At 72.3% G+C, this 17,522-nt stretch carries 8 protein-coding genes; 5 read left to right on the top strand and 3 right to left on the bottom strand.

The genetic code is table 11. From position 1 onward, the window contains the following. Nucleotides 1–27 precede the first annotated feature (27 nt). The 3 genes from ULB03_RS18815 (at nucleotide 28) to ULB03_RS18805 (ending at nucleotide 5,310) form a co-directional block, all read left to right on the top strand. Nucleotides 28–1,710, top strand: a complete 1,683-nt coding sequence (locus tag ULB03_RS18815) for a PAS domain S-box protein (protein ID WP_322484632.1) — start codon at nucleotides 28–30, stop codon at nucleotides 1,708–1,710. Further along, the gene (locus tag ULB03_RS18810; RefSeq protein WP_416211172.1) at nucleotides 1,656–3,986 is read left to right on the top strand and encodes a PAS domain-containing hybrid sensor histidine kinase/response regulator; all 2,331 of its coding nucleotides are present in this window, start codon (nucleotides 1,656–1,658) and stop codon (nucleotides 3,984–3,986) included. Before ULB03_RS18815 ends, ULB03_RS18810 begins: the two co-directional genes overlap by 55 nt. Nucleotides 3,987–4,071: 85 nt before the next feature. Next, on the top strand, nucleotides 4,072–5,310 hold the full coding sequence (locus ULB03_RS18805) for a UDP-N-acetylglucosamine--peptide N-acetylglucosaminyltransferase SPINDLY family protein (RefSeq protein WP_322484630.1): 1,239 nt from the start codon (nucleotides 4,072–4,074) through the stop codon (nucleotides 5,308–5,310). On the opposite strand, the gene pseC is transcribed toward ULB03_RS18805, so the two are convergent. Both pseC and pseB read right to left on the bottom strand, forming a co-directional pair. Continuing rightward, nucleotides 5,311–6,528: a UDP-4-amino-4,6-dideoxy-N-acetyl-beta-L-altrosamine transaminase gene (gene pseC / locus ULB03_RS18800; RefSeq protein WP_322484629.1), complete on the bottom strand. Its 1,218-nt coding sequence runs from the start codon at nucleotides 6,526–6,528 to the stop codon at nucleotides 5,311–5,313. It abuts the gene before it with no gap. Next, nucleotides 6,528–7,550 carry a UDP-N-acetylglucosamine 4,6-dehydratase (inverting) gene (gene pseB / locus ULB03_RS18795; RefSeq protein WP_322484628.1) on the bottom strand — a complete coding sequence of 341 codons (1,023 nt, stop codon included), beginning with the start codon at nucleotides 7,548–7,550 and terminating at the stop codon, nucleotides 6,528–6,530. Before pseB ends, pseC begins: the two co-directional genes overlap by 1 nt. Nucleotides 7,551–7,796: 246 nt before the next feature. Here pseB and ULB03_RS18790 point away from each other — a divergent pair, with 246 nt between their 5' ends. Together ULB03_RS18790 and ULB03_RS18785 are read left to right on the top strand one after the other, a co-directional pair. Further along, complete coding sequence (locus ULB03_RS18790; protein ID WP_322484627.1) at nucleotides 7,797–10,301, top strand: tetratricopeptide repeat protein; 2,505 nt, start codon at nucleotides 7,797–7,799, stop codon at nucleotides 10,299–10,301. Then, entirely contained in the window at nucleotides 10,259–16,318 is a 6,060-nt protein-coding gene (locus ULB03_RS18785; RefSeq protein ID WP_322484626.1) for a tetratricopeptide repeat protein, read from the top strand. The genes ULB03_RS18790 and ULB03_RS18785 overlap by 43 nt, the downstream gene beginning before the upstream one ends. Before the next feature lie 2 nt (nucleotides 16,319–16,320). Here the strand turns inward: ULB03_RS18785 and ULB03_RS18780 are convergent, their stop codons facing one another. After that, a complete protein-coding gene (locus ULB03_RS18780; RefSeq protein ID WP_322484625.1) occupies nucleotides 16,321–17,463 on the bottom strand; it encodes a metallophosphoesterase family protein in 1,143 nt (380 codons plus the stop codon). Nucleotides 17,464–17,522: the final 59 nt, after the last annotated feature.

Genomic DNA, 17,522 nt, shown 5'->3' with positions numbered 1-17,522 from the left:
GACGCCCGGCTTGAGGGGGAAAATCGGATGGCCTTGGGCTTGCGGCGGCGCCTATTGCTGCTGCTGATCGGCACGACCGTGCCCTTTTTCCTGTTGTTGCTGGGCGAAAGCCGGGCCCGGCGGGATGAGGCCATCGCCGCCGCCCAGGCCCAGGCGGCGGACTTGGCCGGCATGGCGGCGGACGACCAGGAACGCCTGTTGGACCAGGTGCGGCGTCTCAGCCGGGGCTTCGCCCAGCATTCGGCCCAGCTGCCCCCGGAACAGTGCGTGGACGACGCCCGTATCCTGAAGGCGTCCCAGCCCTGGGTTTCCAACATCCATGTCGTGCGGCCCGACGGCTCGGTCGTCTGTTCCTCCGCCGACCAGCCGTGGTCCAACTACAGCGACCGCGACTATGTGCGGCAGGCCTTCGACACCGGCCGGCCCAGCACCAGCGACTATGTCTTCGGCCGGCCCAGCAACCGGGTGATCATGGGGACCGCCCAGCCGGTGTTCGCGTCCGTCCCGGTGGCGGTTGGCGCCACCGACCATGCGGGCGCCGAACCGGCCAAGCCGGTGCTGGTGGTGATGGCGGGCCTCAGCATGGACTGGATCGAAAAGACCGGTGCCCGCTTCGCCCATGAGGATTCCCTGTTCCTGGTGCTGGACCGCACCGGCACGGTGCTGGCCCGCCTGCCGGAGCGGGGGGATCTGGTGGGGCGGAACTTCAAGGACCATCCCTTCGTCCAGGCGGTGTTGACGGGGACCGCCGACCGGGGCGAGTTCGTCACGCTGGACGGGGTGGATCGGCTGGTGGGCATGGCCACCTTGCCCGGCAGCGGCGCCCATGTCGTGGTGGCGGTGGATCGCGCCGCCGTCCTCGCCCCCATCCTGGCCGACCAGCGGCGCACCCTGGCGTTCGGCGGCGTGGCCGCGCTGTGCGCCCTGTTGCTGGGCTGGGTCGGGGTGGAGGCGACGGTGCTGCGGGGCGTCGTGTCCCTGCGCCATGCCGTTTCCCGCCTGGGGGCCGGTGACCGCGGGGTGCGGGCCGATGTCGCCCCCGGGGCGGCGGAGTTCGGCCAATTGGCGCGCGCCTTCAACGACATGGCGGTGGCCTTGGACCGGCACGAGCGCGACATCGCCCAGCGCGAGGCCCAGTTCCGTGACCTGACCGAGGTGTCCAGCGACTGGTTCTGGGAAACGGACCCGCAGGGCCGCTTCATCCAGATGTCCCAGGGGGTGTCCAGCCTGGGCGTGCCGGCAGCGCACTTCCTGGGGCGCACCCGCCGCGATTTCGCCATCGACCCCGACAGCGGGGATTTCCGGGCCTACGAGGAATGCCTGGCCGCGCGCCAGCCTTTCCGCAACCTGGCCTACAGCCTTCGCGGCGAGGATGGGGTGCCCCGCCATGTGGTCGTCAGCGGCAAGCCCGTCTTCGACGAGGCCGGCACCTTCCTGGGCTATCGCGGCTCGGGGCGCGACCGCACCAGCCAGGTGGCGGCCGAGGAACGGCTGCGCCTGCTTCAGTCCGTCGCCGTCCATGCCACGGACGGCATCATGATCACAGAGGCGGGCAGCCTGGAGGAGCCGGGCCCCCGCATCATCTTCGTGAACGAGGCCTTCACCGCCGTGACGGGCTACCCGCGCGAGGAGGCGGTGGGACGTTCCCCCGCTTCCTGCAGGGACCGCTCACCGACAAGGCCGCGCTGGAGCGGATCGGCCAAGCGCTGAAGGCCGGGGAACCGGTGCGCCAGCGCCTGCAGAACTACACGCGCGATGGGCAAGCCTTCTGGGCGGACCTGGCGATCTTCCCCGCCCGGGTGGACACGCGGATCACCCACTATGTCGCCTTGTTGCGCGACGTGTCGGACCAGGTGGCGGCGACGCTGCAACTGAACGCCCAGGTTACGGAGCTGGAGGCCGCGCGCGCCACCCTTCAGGCCCAGCGGACCTTGCTGGACAGCGTGCTGAACGCCTCCCTCGACGGCGTCTTTGCCTACGAGACCGTACGGGACCAGGATGGCTCCGTCAGCGACTTCCGCTTCGCCCTGGTCAACGTCGCGGGCGAGAAAATGGCGGGCCGCGACGCATCCGACCTGGTGGGCCAGGGGCTGAAGGAACTGTTCCCGGAACTGGCCCGCGACAGTCTTTTCACCCGCTATGTCGAGGTGGTGGACACGGGCGTCCCCGCCACCTTCGAATACCACCGCGACCAGGATGACCGCTGGTTCCGCGTCACCGCCGTGCCCTGGGGACGCGGCCTGGTGGTGACGCTGTCGGAAGTGACCCGGGAAAAGAGGCGCGAGGGTGAACTGGCCGCCTTGGCGGAGGATCTGGCGGGCGCCAAGCAGGCGGCGGAGGCGGCCAGCCGGGCGAAGTCGGATTTCCTGGCCAACATGAGCCATGAGATCCGCACCCCCATGAACGGCATCATGGGCATGACCCAAATCCTGCTGGGCACATCCCTGGTCGCCGAGCAGCGGGCCTATGCCGAGGCCATTCACGACAGCGCCCAGGGCCTGCTGAACATCATCAACAACATCCTGGACATCTCCAAGCTGGAGGCCGGCAAGGTCGAGCTGGAGACGGTGGACTTCGCCCTGGGCGAAGTGGTGGACGGCGTGATGACCCTGGTTTCGCCCCAGGCGCGAGAAAAGGGCCTGGAGCTGACCGCCACCCTGGCGCCCGAGGCGGCCGGCGCCTACAACGGCGACCCCACCCGCCTGCGCCAGGTGCTGCTGAACCTGATGGGCAACGCCGTCAAGTTCACGGCCGAGGGTCGCGTCAGCCTGACCGTGTCGCTGGTTCCGGCGGAGGCGGTCGGGGGGCAGGCGGCGCCGGACGCGCGGCGCCCTCTTCGGTTCACCGTCGCCGATACCGGCGTCGGCATGGACGCGGACCAGCAAGGCCGCCTGTTTAAGAAGTTCACCCAGGCCGACACCTCCATCAATCGCCGATTCGGCGGCACGGGCCTGGGCTTGGCGATTTCCTGGGAACTGGTGCGGCTGATGGGCGGCACCATCACCCTGGACAGCGCGCCGGGTGCCGGCGCCACCTTCATCGTGGATATCCCGCTGCGCCCCGCCGGCGCGCACGGCGGCCGTACCGCCGCCGAGGTGGCGGCCGCCGGGAAGGGCGACGCGGCGTCCCCGGTGGGTCAACGCGTCGGGCGTCAGGCGGCGGCACGGGGGCAGGGCCGCCACCTGCTGCTGGTCGACGACAACATGGTCAACCGCTCCGTCGCGCGCATCATGCTGGAACGCGAGGGCTATACCGTCGACATGGCGGAGGATGGGCAGGCGGCGGTGGCCGCGTGCCGTGCCACCGGCTATGACCTGGTGCTGATGGACGTGCAGATGCCGGTGATGGATGGGGTGACCGCCACCCGGGCGCTGCGCCGCGACCTGGGCCTGCGCCGCCTGCCCATCCTGGCCATGACCGCCAACGCCATGGTGGGCATGCGCGAGGATTACCTGGCCGCCGGCATGGATGACTATGTGTCCAAACCGTTCGACCAGCAGCAATTCCTGGATACGGTCGCCCGTTGGGTGGCCAGCGGCACCGACCATGGCGAAAATCCCCCGGGCGACATGGCCGTGCCGGCCGCCCGGCCCACCACCATGGAGGACGATGACGCCGGTCTCTGCCGCCTTGATCCCGCCCCGCTGGCGGCGCTGCAGGCCCTGGTGCCACCGGCGGACTTCGCCATCCTGGTGCGTAACTTCGTGGAACATGGCGAGGCGCGCGTCCGCCGTGTCGGCGCCCTGGCCCAGGCCGGCGACCTCGCCTCCCTGCGGGCGGAGGCGCAAGATCTGGTCGCCACCACCGGCAACGCCGGCCTGACCGGGCTCCAGACGCTGGGCCGCCAGCTGATCGACGCCTGCATCGCCAGCGACACCCCCCGCGTGCGCGCGCTGGCCGCCCGCCTGGCGCGCGTCGGCCCGGCCGCCTGGGCCGCGCTGGGGCGCCGCTTCGCCGGCAGGGCGATGGAGACAGCCGAAGGCTAGACGCTAAGTGTTGATAGGCCATGGATTGGGGACGGGGCGCCCTGATAGAGTGCGCCGACGGTTCGGCGTCGACCAAAGGCAGGAGATGAGCGTGACGGCAGGGGCACAGGCGGCAATCGCGCTGGACGAGGCGGCGATCGGCCGCTGGCGGGACCGCATACGCCAGACCACCTTCGCCAACTATCATTTCGAAATGGGCATCGCCCTGCTGATGGGGGGCGACGCCCAGGCGGCTCACGGCGCCTTGCAGCGCGCCATGGAGATTCAGCCCGATCTCGCCATCGTCTACCCCCTGCTGGTGCTGGCCGAGGAAAAGCTGGGCCATGCCGACGCGGCCCGCCAGCGCCAGGCTGACCTGCAGGCTCGCGCGCCGGCCCTGTGGCTGGACGGTTGCGCCGCCCTGGCCGCCCGGCTTCTGAAGGATGGCAAGGCGGAAGGGGCGGATTGGGTCCGCCGCGTGGCGGCGCAGGCGCCCGCCAGCGACATTCGCGTGCCGGCCCTGGCCGGCCTGGCCGCCCAGGTGGAGGGCCGCGCCGCCGACGCGCTGGCCGCCTGGGCCCACGCCCTGACCTTGGCGACGGACATCCCGGCGGCCTCCGCGGAGGATGTGGCGACCGCCCTGGCCGACGTGTCCAACACGCTGTTCGCCTACTGGAACGATGGCCAGGTGCAGCGCACGGAACTGGCGCTGGCGGCGGCGCAGGTCGCCAGCCATCTGGTGCCCACCCGCCCGGACCTGCGCTTCCAGGTCATCCGTTGCCTGGTCCGGCTGGTGCGTCCGCAGGAGGCGCTGCCGGAGATTGAGCGCTACCTCGCCGATTCAGGGTCCGGTGGCGACGACAAGAACCTGCTGCACCAATGGGGCCTGCGCGACCTGTGCGCCGGCGATCTGGCGGCGGCGGAGGAGCATTTCGCGCGGTGCGCCGCGATCGATACCGGCTGGGCCGTGCCGGAAAGCTATCGCGCCGTGGTGGCGCTGCGGCGGGGGGATGCCACCCAGGCCATGGCCCATGCCCAGGCGGGTTGCCAGCGTGAGCCGCGCAACTATTTCGCCAACCAGTGCCGGGGCTTGGTGGAGTTCGAGACCGGGGCCCTGGCCCAGGCGGTGGCCAGTCTGCGGCAGGCCAGCGCGCAGGCGCCCAACCAGCCCCTGACCAAGTTGTTGCTGGCCATGGTGCTGGACGGTGCCGGGCAGTCCCAGGAAGCCGTCGCCATCTACCGTGAGGCCAACCAGGAAGGCGGCCCGCTGATGCACCGTCAGTTGGCGCTCTATCCGGCCGGTTATCAGGAACGACTGGCCCGGTTGGCCGCCCGGGCGGGCTGATCACGCCCCGGCCAGCCGCGCCAGCGTCGCCGCCACCCGGTCGACGTCGCCGTCCGTCATGGCCGGGAACAGCGGCAGGGACAGGCAGGCGCCGTACCAGCCATCGGCGCCTGGCAGGTCCAGCCGGCCATAGCGGGCCCGGTAATAGGGCTGGTGGTGGACCGGTATGTAATGCACCTGGCTGCCCACACCGGCCGTCCGCAGCTGCGCCATGACGGCGGCGCGGTCCCGGCCCAGCGCCGCGAAGTCCAGCAACGCCACGTACAGGTGCCAGGCGGGCGTCCCGCCGCTGCGCCCGGCCGGCCGGATGACGGGTGCCAATGGCGCCAGCCGGTCATCATAGCGCGCCACCATCTCCGCCCGGCGGCGGACGAAGCGGTCCAGCTTGCCCAACTGGCTCAAGCCCAGGGCGGCCTGGATGTCGGTCAGGCGGTAATTGTACCCCGGCGCCGGCATCTCATAATACCAGGGGTTGGCGGTCCCATCGGCGGCGAAGGCCGCCTCGCGGTCCTGGAAGGACGCCGGGTCGCGTACCATGCCGTGGCTGACGTCGCGGCGCAGGGCGCGCGCCAGGGCGTCGTCATTGGTGGTGACCATGCCGCCCTCGCCGGCGGCGATGGTCTTGACGGGATGAAAGGAAAAACAGGCCATGGCGGACCGGTCGCAGGCGCCGATGGCGATGCTGCCCCCGCCGCGCCCGGTGCGCCGGCTGCCCACGGCGTGGCAGGCGTCTTCGATCAGGGCCAGGCCGCGCGCCTCGGCCAGGTCGGCCAGGGCGTCCATGTCCGCCGCCTGGCCGGCCAGGTGGACCGGCGCCAGGGCCCGCACCCGCCAGCCGGCCGCCTCCGCCCGCGCCAGTGCCGCCTCCGCCTGCGCCCGGCCCATCAGGCCCGTCCGGGGGTCCACGTCAGCGAACGCCACCTCCGCCCCGCAATAGCGGGCGGCGTTGGCCGTGGCCAGGAAGGTGACGCTGGGCACCACCACCGCGTCGCCCGGCCCCAGGCCCAGCGCCATGCACGCCAGGTGCAGGGCGGCGGTGCCGTTGGCGCAGGCGATGGCATGCCGGGCGCCCACGGCGTCGGCGAAGGCTTGTTCGAAACGGGTGACGGTGGGCCCCTGGGTCAGCCAATCGCCCCGCAGCACGGCGGTGACGGCGGCGATGTCGTCCTCGTCTATGCTTTGCCGGCCATAGGGCAGGAAGGGCGGGGGCGCGGCCATCACGGCCTCTGCAACAGCACGGCCAGGCGTTCGGGCGTCAGCCAGTCGGTGTTGCTGTCGCTGCGGTAGCTGAAGCCGTCGGTCACGGGCTTGGCGCCCAGCTTGACGTAGGCCTGCCGTGTCCACCAGTTGAATGCCGGCTCGATGACGTAGCGGTCCTCCATTTCGAAGGTCTGGCGGCTGTCATCCTCGGTGATCATGACCTCATGCAGCTTTTCGCCGGGGCGGATGCCAATCACCTTGTGCGGCAGGTCCGGCGCCATGCAGCGCGCCAGGTCGCTGACCCGCATGCTGGGGATCTTGGGCACGTAGATCTCGCCGCCCTGCATCATCCCGAAGCAGGAGGCCACGAACTCCACCCCGTGCTGCAGGGTGATCCAGAAACGCGTCATGCGGTCGTCGGTGATGGGCAGCTCCGCCGCGCCTTCGGCGATCAGGCGGCGGAACAGGGGGATGACGCTGCCGCGTGAGCCCACGACGTTGCCGTAGCGCACGACGGCGAACCGCGTGCCCACCGACCCCGAGAGGTTGTTGGACGCCACGAAAATCTTGTCCGACGCCAGCTTGCTGGCGCCATACAGGTTGATGGGGCTGGCCGCCTTGTCGGTGGACAGGGCGATGACCTTGCGCACGCCGGCGGCCAGCGCCGCATGCACCACGTTTTCCGCGCCATAGACGTTGGTGCGGATGCATTCGATGGGGTTGTATTCCGCCGTGGGCACATGTTTCAGGGCGGCGGCGTGGATGCAATAATCGACCTCGCGCATCGCCATCTCCAGGCGCGACCGGTCCCGCACGTCGCCGATGAAGAAGCGCAGCACGCCCTCATGCGTGGTGCCCAGCTGCTGCTGCATCTCGTACTGTTTGAATTCATCGCGGGAGAAGATGATGATCCGGCGCGGCTTGGCGTGTTCCAGCAGATAGCGCACGAACTGGCGGCCGAAGGACCCCGTTCCGCCGGTGATCAGGATGGACGCGCCGTTGAAATCGGCCATGGCGGATTTGAGGAATTTCGACGTCATGTCTGCTCCCGCCGCCGACGGGACCGTCCCCCCGGCCAGAAAGTCGCGGAGATCGCCGCAAAGGACGGTCGCCGGATGAATTGCGGGAGTATAGCGCCAACACCGCTGCAAGTATCAACAATCTGTGTGGTTTATGTAGTCACCCCACAACTGCTATCCTGAAGGGGTGGTTACACGGGGAAGACCCCCACGGGCGGCGGCCGGCGGGCGGTTCGATCTCCAAACAATGTGCCTGACAGGTGAAGAATGGTCCACGGCGGGGCCGGGAACGGTGCGAAGGGTGGCCGCGACACCGCTGGCCTGCTGGCCCAGGCCATGGACCGGCACCGCGCGGGTGACCTGGCGGGGGCGGAGGCGCTGTACCGCCGCGTCCTGGCCATCGACCCGGCGCACCCCGACGCGCTTAACCTCTGCGGTGTGGCCTGTCACCAACAGGGACGGTCGGTGGAGGGGCGCGCGTTGGTGGAACGTGCGCTGGCGGTGCGGCCGGACGACCAGGGAACCTTGGAAAACCTGGGCCTGCTGCTGCTGGAGCAGGGGGACGCGGCGGCGGCGGTGGCCTTGCTGACCCGCACCCTGCGCCTGCATCCGCGATCCCTCTCCGCCTGGCGGTCGCTGGCCCTGGCCCATCGCGCGTTGAATGATTATCCGGCGGCCCAGGCGGCGTACGGCAGCCTGCTGGACATCGCCCCCACGGACGTCTGGGCGCTGTCCAGTCTCAGCGACCTGATGCGCCAGCTTTACGATGGCGACGGCGCGCTGATCATGGCGCGCCGGGCGCTGGCGCAGGATCCGACCAGCCAGCCGGCCCTGATCGCCCTGGCCAACGCGCTTCAGGTCCAGGGTGATCTGGCGGGGGCGGACGCGGCGTTCACGCGCGCGCTGGCGCTGTATCCCGAAGATCCGGTCGCCCACCACAACCGCGCCCCTGTGCGGCTGGCCCTGGGCCGGCTGCGGGACGGCTGGGACGATTACGCCTATCGTTTCGCTGTCGGAAATACCAAGCCTTGGCGCTATCCCGACCGGCCCCGCTGGACGGGGGATGCCTTGCGCGGCCGGCGTCTCATGATCTGGCGGGAACAGGGATTGGGGGACGAATTCATGTTCTCCCCCTTCTACGTTCCGGCCCTTCGCGCCGCCCTGGCGTCCGGCGGCAGTGTCGTCATCCTCACCGAACCCCGGCTGCTGGGCCTGATCGGCCGTTACCTGCGGCGGGAGCTGCCAGATCTGGCCAGCCGCGTGGAACTGCGCCCCGAGCCCCAGGCCGGCGACGATTTCGACGTGCATCTGCCCGCCGGCAGCCTGCCGGCCCTGTTTGGCGACAGCCTGCGCGCCTTCGCCGGGCGCGCCGGCGGGTGGCTCACCGCCGAACCTGCGGCCGTGGCGCGGTGGCGCCAGCGGCTGGCGGCCTTGGGGGCGGGCCTGAAGATCGGCATGTCCTGGACCTCCGGGGTCAAGGCGCCGCACCGGGACCCCAATTACCTGGGGTTGACGCGCTGGGCACCCTTGCTGTCCCTGCCCGGCATCGTCTGGGTGGATCTGCAATACAGCGACGTCACGGCCGAGCGGCAGGCCGCTGCCGCGAAGGGTGTGCCCCTGCCGCACCGTTTCGCCGACCTGGACCAGCGCAACGATATCGAGGGCGTGGCCGCCCTGGTTTCCGCCCTGGACCTCGTCATTACCGCGCCCACCTCCGTCGGGGAACTGGCCGGTGCCCTGGGTGTACCCATCTGGCGCCTGGAGCTTGAGGGCGACTGGTCCATGCTGGGGACCGGCGTCCGGCCTTGGTATCCGTCCATGCGCATCTTTTCGGCCAAGACCGTGGCCCAAGCCCTGGAAAGCGCGCAGGGTGCCCTGGCTGCGCTTGCTGATTTCGATACCGAAATAAAATTGGCGGTTTCCCCGCCACCAGTTTCCCCGCCACCAGTGTCACCGCCGCCGGTGCTGCCCACGCTGGTCCAGGCCTACGATCTTTTCTCGGCGGGCCGCGCGGCCGAGGCGGTGGCCGCCCTCGACACCCTGCTCCACTGGGGCACGCTGGCGCCGCCGGCCCGCGCGCAGGCCCTGCACCTGCTGGGACTGGCCCGTTTCCAGGCGGGCGACGCCGCCGGCGCGGTGCCGGCTATCGAGCAAGCCCTGGCCTTGTTGCCGCCCGCGCAGTCGGCCATGCCGCTGAACAATCTGGGCAACATCCTGCGCCAGCTGGGTCGCCCGGCGGAGGCGGAGGCCGCCTACCGCCGCGCTCTGGCCCTGGACCCCGCCCTGGCGCCGGCCGCCTCCAACCTGGGGGCGCTGCTGCGCGACCGCGACGATTTGGCGGGGGCGGAGGCCGCCTTGCTGCACGCCTTGCGCATGGCCCCGGACAATGCGGAGGCGCTGGTCAACCTGGCGGGAACCATGACCGCCCTGGGCGCGCCGTGGCAGGCGGAATCCCTGGCGCGGCGGGCGCTGGCGCTGGCGCCGGACATGGCGCACGCGCAGGGCAACCTGGGCACGGCGCTGGTGGCCCAGGGCCGCCTGGCCGATGGCGCCCGCTGCCTGGCCGCCGCCGCGGCCCGCGACCCCGGCGACGCCCTGATCGCCTTCAACCTGGGCCTGGCCCGCCTGGCCCAGGGCGACCTCGCCGCCGGCTGGGCCGGGTATGCCCATCGCGCCTTGGGGGGCCAGGCGGCGGCCCCGCTGCCGGCCCCCCCTGGCGCGGCCAGCCCTTGGACGGGCGCACCCTGCTGGTGCGGCGCGAGCAGGGCTTAGGGGATGAGCTGCTGTTCGCCAGCCTCTACCCCGATCTCCTGGGCCGGGTGGGGCGCCTGGTCATCGATTGCGACCCGCGTCTGGCCGCCTTGTTCGCCCGCGCCTTTCCCGGGGCCGTCATCGCCCCCGGCGGCCAGGGCGCGCCGCCGGTCGATGCCGCCCTGTCGGCCGGGGACCTGCCGGCCCTGCTGCGGCCCGCCCTGTTAAGGTTCGCGGAGGGGCGCCCCGCCTATTTGACGGCCGACCCGGCCCTGGCGAACGCCTGGCGGGGACGCCTGGCCGCCCTGGGCCCCGCGCTGAAGGTGGGCCTGTGTTGGCGCAGCGGCCTGCGCACCGCGGAACGCGGGCGCCTCCTGTACCCGCAGTTGGACGAGTGGGCCCCCCTGCTGCGGCTGCCCGGCGTCCAGTTCATCAGCCTGCAATACGATGCGGCGGCGGCGGAGCCGGAGATCGCGGCGGTGGAGGCGCGCCTGGGCATACGCATCCATCGCTGGCCCGACCTGGACCAGCGTGACGACCTGGATGCCGTCGCCGCGCTCATGTCCCGGCTGGACCTGGTGGTGGCGGCCGGCACCGCCGTATCGGAATTGGCGGGCGCGCTGGGCGTGCCCTGCTGGCGCCTGGGCCCCACCTTCGAATGGACGCGCCTGGGCACGGGCGCCCGGCCCTGGTTTGCCAGCCAGCAATCCGTTTTCCCGCCGGAGGGCGAGGTCATCGGCGTGACGCTGCCGGCCCTGGCGTGGCGGCTGGCCAGCCTGGCCGCCGCCGTACCGGCGCGGATCGAGGCATCGCCCGCGTCCCCCGACGCGCTGTATGCGCAAGGTCTGGCGGCGCGGGACGCCGGCGATGCGGACATGGCCATCGACCGACTGGGCCGGGCGGCGGATGCCGGGCATGCCGCCGCGTTGGCGGCGCTGGCCAGCCTGCTGCGGCGGGAACAGCGGTGGGCGGCGGCGGCCGAGCGCTATCGCCAGGTGTTGGCCCTGAATCCTGACAATCCGGACGCCCTGTCCGGCCTGGGATTGTCGCTGGTGGGCCTGGGCCAGGCGGCGGACGGCCTCCGCTGCCATGACCGGGCCCTGCGGTTGGCGCCGGGGCGCGCCGCCCTGCACGCCAACCGGGGCCTGGCGCTGGACGCGCTGGGCGATGCGCGGGGGGCGGCGGAGGCGCAACGCCGCGCGACCGAGGCCGATCCCGCCTGGGTCGGCGGCTGGGTCAACCTGGGGCTGGCCCTGACCAAGCTGAACGAGGCCGCCGCCGCGCGCGAGGCTTTCGTGCGGGCGCTGGCGATTGAGCCGGCCTCGGTTCCCGCCCTGCTGGGGCTGGCCAGCCTGTGCCAGTTGCTGGGCGACCCGGGGGCCGGCCTGGTCCATCTGCGCGCCGCCCTGGCGCTGCAGCCGGACAGTCCGGATATCCATCTCACCACCGGCCGCCTTCTCTATGACATGCACCGCATGGCGGAGGCCCGCGACCATTACCGCCGCGCCCTGGAGCTGCGGCCGGGGTGGCCGGCGGCCCGGGTCAACATGGCCTATGCCGCGCTGGAGCATGGCGAGCTGGCGGCGGGGTGGCGCGATTATCCCGCCCGTTTCGCCGTGCCGGACAGCCCCGCCCGCGCGGACCTGGTCCTGCCGGCCTGGACGGGTGGCGACGTGCGGGACCGCACCTTGCTGGTGTGGGCGGAGCAGGGCCTGGGCGATGAGATCATGTTCGCCAGCTGCCTGCCCGACCTGCTGCGATGGCTGGGCGCGCGCGGCTGCCGCCGGCTGGTGGTGGAGATGGACGCCCGGCTTTCCGGCCTGCTGGCCCGGGCGCTGGCCCCCCAGGTGCCGGCGGGCATGGCCCTGGACGTGCGGGGCCGCACCAACACGCCGCGCGATGCCGACATGCATGTGCCCATGGGCGGCTTGCCGGCCCTGCTGCGCGGGGCGCTTGGGGACTTCCCGACGACCACCAACGATCCTTGGCTGCGGCCTGACCCGGAACGGGTGGCGGCGTGGCGGGACCGGCTGGCCGCCCTGGGGCCCGGCCTGAAGGTGGGCTTATGCTGGCGCAGCGGCCTGCGCAGCCTGGGGCGGCAGAACCTGTATCTGACCCTGATGCAGATGGTGCCGCTGCTCACCGTGCCGCACACCCATTTCGTGGTGCTGCAATATGACGCCCACGCCGGTGACGCCGCGGCGGAGATGGCGGAGGTGACGGCCGCCACCGGCGTGACCCTGCATTTGTGGGAGGACCTGGACCTCAGGAACGACCAGGAGGGTGTCGCCGCCCTGATGGCCGGGCTGGACCTGGTGGTGTCCGCCGGCACGGCGGTGGGGGAACTGTCCGCCGCCCTGGGCGTGCCCACCTGGCGCTTCCAGCACATGGCGGGCTGGGCGGCCCTGGGCACCGGCACGCGGCCCTGGCTGCCGGCGCAACGCCTTTGGCTGTCGGGCTGGGGCCTGCCCGAGCAGGTGGTGCCCGCCATGCGCCAAAGCCTGCTGCACCTGGCCCAAGAGGCGGCGGCCCCGCCCGATGGGCCGACGGTCGAGTCCGGCATGGCCGCGCACCGCGCGGGCGACTTGGTGGTGGCGGCGGCCGTCTACCGCACCGTGCTGGCGCGGGCGCCGCAGGATGTCGACGCCCTGCATCTGCTGGGCGTGGTCCTTATGCAGGATGGCGAGGTGGAGGAGGCGGCATATCTGCTGCGTCAGGCGGTGGCCTTGGACCCCGGATTCGCCCAGGCGCACAACAGCCTGGGCGGGGCCCTGCGCACCCTGGGCGATCTGGCGGGCGCGCAGGCGGCCTTCGCCGCTGCCACCGACCGGGCCCCTGATTATGCCGAAGCCTGGGGCAATTTGGCCGGCACCCACAATGACCGGGGCGCCTGGGCCCCGGCGCTGGCTGCGGCGGAGCGGGCGCTGGCCCTGCGTCCCGGTTATGCCAGGGTGCTGGTGGAGCAGGCGCGCGCCCTGGCCGGCCTGCGGCGGACGGGGCCGGCCCTGCACGCCGCGCGGGCCGCCGTGGCGGCGGAGCGGACGCCCCACACCCTGACCAACCTGGGCTTGGCCCTGGGGGCGGAGGAGATGTGGGGTGCTGCCCGCCAGGAGCATGAACGGGCCTTGGCCCTGGACCCCGGCTATGTCGAGGCCGCCAACAACCTGGCCCTTACCTGGCTGGGCCAGCGCGGCCCCACGCGCGAGGTTGCCCGGCGCGGCCAGGCATTGGCGCGCGAGGGTTTTCAGCGGGCGTTGGCCCTGCGGCCGGACTTCGCGCCGGCGCGGTACAACCTGGCCGTCCTGGATCTGGCGGAAGGGCGGCTGGACGCGGGGTGGGACGGATATCAGGCCCGCTTCGCCGCCGGCCAAGCCCTGCCCGACCGGCGCTTCCCCCAGCCCCGCTGGCAGGGGGAGGCGTTGGGCCGCCGCCGCCTGCTGGTCTGGCGGGAGCAGGGACTGGGGGACGAACTGATGTTCGCCAGCCTGTACCGCGACCTGATCGCCGCGCACCCCGAGGCGGAATTCGTCCTGGAATGCGACGCGCGGCTGGTGGGCTACTTCACCCGGGCGTTCGCGACGGCGGCGGAAGGTATGGCGGGCCGTGTGACGGTCGTGGCGGATTTCATCACCGCGCAGGCGGCCCGCGCCGACCTGCACATCCCCGCCGGTGGGTTGCCCCGGCTGTTGCGCGCACGGCTGGGCGAATTCGGTGGACAGCCCTACCTGACGCCGGACCCGGCGCGGCTGGGCCACTGGCGGCGGCGCCTGGATGCCCTGGGCCCCGGCCTGCGGGTGGGACTGTGCTGGCAAAGCATGGTGCGCGACCTGGACCGCGACAGCGCCTACACCCGCCTGGCCGACTGGGCGTCCCTGCTGCGCCTGCCGGGGGTGATACCCGTCATGCTGCAATATGGCGAGGTCGAGGATGAGGTGCGCGCGGTGGAGGCTGCCCTGGGCGTCACCCTGCACCGCTGGCCGGACACGGACCTGCGCCAGGATCTGGAGGCGGCGGGCGCCCTGACCGCCTGCCTGGACGTGGTGGTCACGGCCCCCACCTCCGTCGGTGAACTGGCGGGCGCCTTGGGCGTGCCCGTCTGGCGGGTGGGCACGCGCCTGGACTGGTCTATGCTGGGCACGGCGGTGCGGCCGTGGTTCGCCAGCATGGCCGTGGTCCCGGCCCCCGCCGATGGCCGCGCCGCGGACGTGGCGGCGCCCGTGGTGGCGGCGCTGGACCGGCTGCGTCAAACGCCGCCCCCTCCCATGCCGGAGCCGGCCATAGACGGGGCCATGGAGCCTGACGTCGATGCCTTGCTGGCCGACGCGGCGGCGCGGCACCAGGCGGGCGACGCCGCCGGTGCCCTGCCGCTCTACCGGGCAGTGCTGGACCGGCAGCCGGACCAGCCGGTGGCCTTGCACCTCATGGGCTTGGCTTTGGCGCAAGTGGGCCGAGCGGAAGCCGGCCTGCCCTTCCTGCGCCGGACGGTGGACCTGATGCCCGGCTATGCCGCCGCGCAGTCCAACCTGGGGAATGTGCTGCAATCGCTGGGGCGGCCGGCGGAGGCCGAGCCCCACTATCGCCAGGCGTTGGCGGCGACGCCGGACCGGCCGGACGTGCTGACCAACCTGGGCAACGCCCTGCTGGCCCAGGGGCGCGCGGCAGAGGCGGCGGCCTGCCAGGAACGGGCATTGGCCCTGGCGCCGGGCCTGGCGGCGGCGGCGTCCAACCTGGGGACGGCCCTGCTGGCGCTGGACCGGCCGGCGGCGGCCATCGACGCCTTTCGCCGGGCGCTGGGCGGGGCGTTGACGCCGCGCCAGGTGCCGGAAACGCCGGACCCGGTCATCATCGACGCCCTCTGCGGCCTGGGCGAGGCGCTGCGCCGGGATGGGAACCTCTACGCCGGCCTGCCCTGGCTGGACCGGGCCGTGGCGCTGGCGCCCGATCAGGCGACGGTGTGGAACAACCGGGGCCGCTGCCTGAACGACGCCGGCCAGTACGCCGCCGCGGGCGACAGCTACGCCCGCGCGGTGGCGCTGGACCCCACCCTGGCCACGGCGCGCCTCAACTGCGGCCTGGTCGATCTGCAACTGGGCGCGCTGCCCCGCGGCTGGCAGGGATACGCCTATCGCTTCGCGGCGGAGGACAAGGGCCATGCGCCCGGCTTCGACCGGCCCGCCTGGCGCGGCGAAAGCCTGGCGGGGCGCAGCCTCAGGGTCTGGCATGAACAGGGCCTGGGGGACGAACTGCTGTTCGCCAGCCTCTATCCCGCCCTGGTCGCGTTGGCGGCGGATCAGGGGGCCGAGGCGGTTTCCGTGGAATGCGATCCGCGCCTGGCCGGGCTGCTGGGGCGCAGCTTCCCCACCCTGCGCTTCCTGCCGTTGCCGCGCCGGACGGGCGCGGGCGCGCTGGAGGCGGCGGGGGCCGACCTGACGGTGGCGGCTGGCGACCTGGCGGCCCATCTGGCGCCGACTTTGGCGGGCTTCGCTGGCCGCGACGGCGGCTTCCTGCGGCCCGAGGCGGACCGGGTGGACCACTGGCGGGGTCGGCTGATGGGCCTCGCCCCGGGGCGGCCCCTGGTGCTGGGCGTGGCCTGGCGGTCGGGGCAGCTGGGCTCCGAGCGGTCCCGCGTCTACTCCACCCTGCCGCAATGGCTGCCGCTGCTGTCACTGCCGGGGGTGGTTGCGGTCAGCTTGCACTATCAGCCGGCGGAGGAGGAGATCGCGGCGCTGGCGCGCGACCACGGCATCACGCTGCACCGTTTCGCCGACGCCGATTTGCGCGACGACCTGGAAACGGCGGCGGCGCTGACCGCCGCCTGCGACCTGGTGATCAGCGCCGCCACTTCGGTCGGGGAAATGGCCGGGGCCGTGGGCACCCCCTGCTGGCGCTTCGCATCGCGCGACTGGACCACGCTGGGCACGGGGGTGCGGCCCTGGTTCCCATCGCACCGCCTGTTCGCGCTGGAGGATCACGACCTGCGGCCGGCGGCGGCGCTGACCGCCATGGCCATGGAGCTGCGCCGCCTTATGGCCCCTTGACGTCAGGGCTGGGCGGGGATGTCCCATTCCTGCAGGGTGCGGCTGGGCGCGTCGCCTTCGTCGAAGCCATGGATGGCGATATGGGTGCGCCCGCTGCGGTAGGCCCAGACCTCCGCCCAGGCGAAAAGGCGGTCCACCTCCTGCGTGCCGCCGGCCTTCACCGCCGCCAGGGGGGAGCCGCCGGACCCGATGATGACCTGCCAGGACTGGCCGCCCTGGGCCTGGGTCGGCTGCCAGGCGTGGAAGATGTGCTCGTGGCCGCAGAAGTAGGTCGCGTGGTGGCGCTCGATCGTTTGCCAGAAGGCGTCGCGCAGCGCCGCGTCGCCCGCGTCCAGGCCGGTTTCCTTCTCCACCTTCTCCGCCTTGCCGTTCTTGGCCACGGGGAAGTCGTAGCCGTAGGCCATCTTGTGGCCGAAGACATAGAGATGGGTGGCGCCGCGCGCCTGGGCCGCCGCCAGGTCGGCCTCCAGCCAGGCGACGGGGGCGGTGCCGTCGGCGCCGCTGGGGTCGGTGTTGATGACGGCGATGTGCACGGGGCCGGCGTCGAAGCTGTAGGTCAGCTGGCGCTGGTCGCTGGTGATCCGGTCGGTGCCGGGGGCGGGGGTGTTGTCCACCGACCAGTGCGTGGCGGGCACGCCGGTCAGCCTCTGCCACAGCGCGGTGTCCAGCAGCAGGTCGCCCATGTTGGCGCGCCAGGCATCCTCATTGGCGGGGTTCGCCAGCTTCAGGGTCTTGCCGTTCGGCTGCTTGACCTTGCTTTCCGTCTCATGGTTGCCGGCCACGGGTAGGACATAGGTGCCAGCCTCCATCAGGGGCGCCATCATGCCGCGCCAATAGGCGTACTGGCGGTCCAGCAGCGACCGGTCGGGGCTGTAGCCCATGACCATGTCGCCCAGGAAGATCAGCGCCTGGGCGTGCGCCGCCTCCACCTCCCGGTTGATGCGGGCCAGTTGCCGTGTCGCCTGCAGGAACGGCGCGTCATGGATGGTCAGGCGGGGGTCGTCCGGATCCTGCCGGCTGTCGCCCACGGTGGCGAAGTGGAACACCACAGGGTCGCCAGCGGGCGCGTCGACGGGGGCGGCACAGGCCACGGAAACGGACAGGCAGGCACCGGCAAAGGCCAGCAGGCGGGCGGGGCGGATCATGGGGGAATTCCCTGTGTGGGGGCGGGGGACGGCGCGTGCCCATCCCCCGCCCGGCCGGA

The sequence above is a fragment of the Nitrospirillum goiasense genome (assembly GCF_034427435.1).
Lineage (GTDB): Bacteria > Pseudomonadota > Alphaproteobacteria > Azospirillales > Azospirillaceae > Nitrospirillum.
The sequence above is the reverse complement of the archived record's forward strand: the minus strand, read 5'-3'. Positions and strand labels throughout refer to the sequence as shown.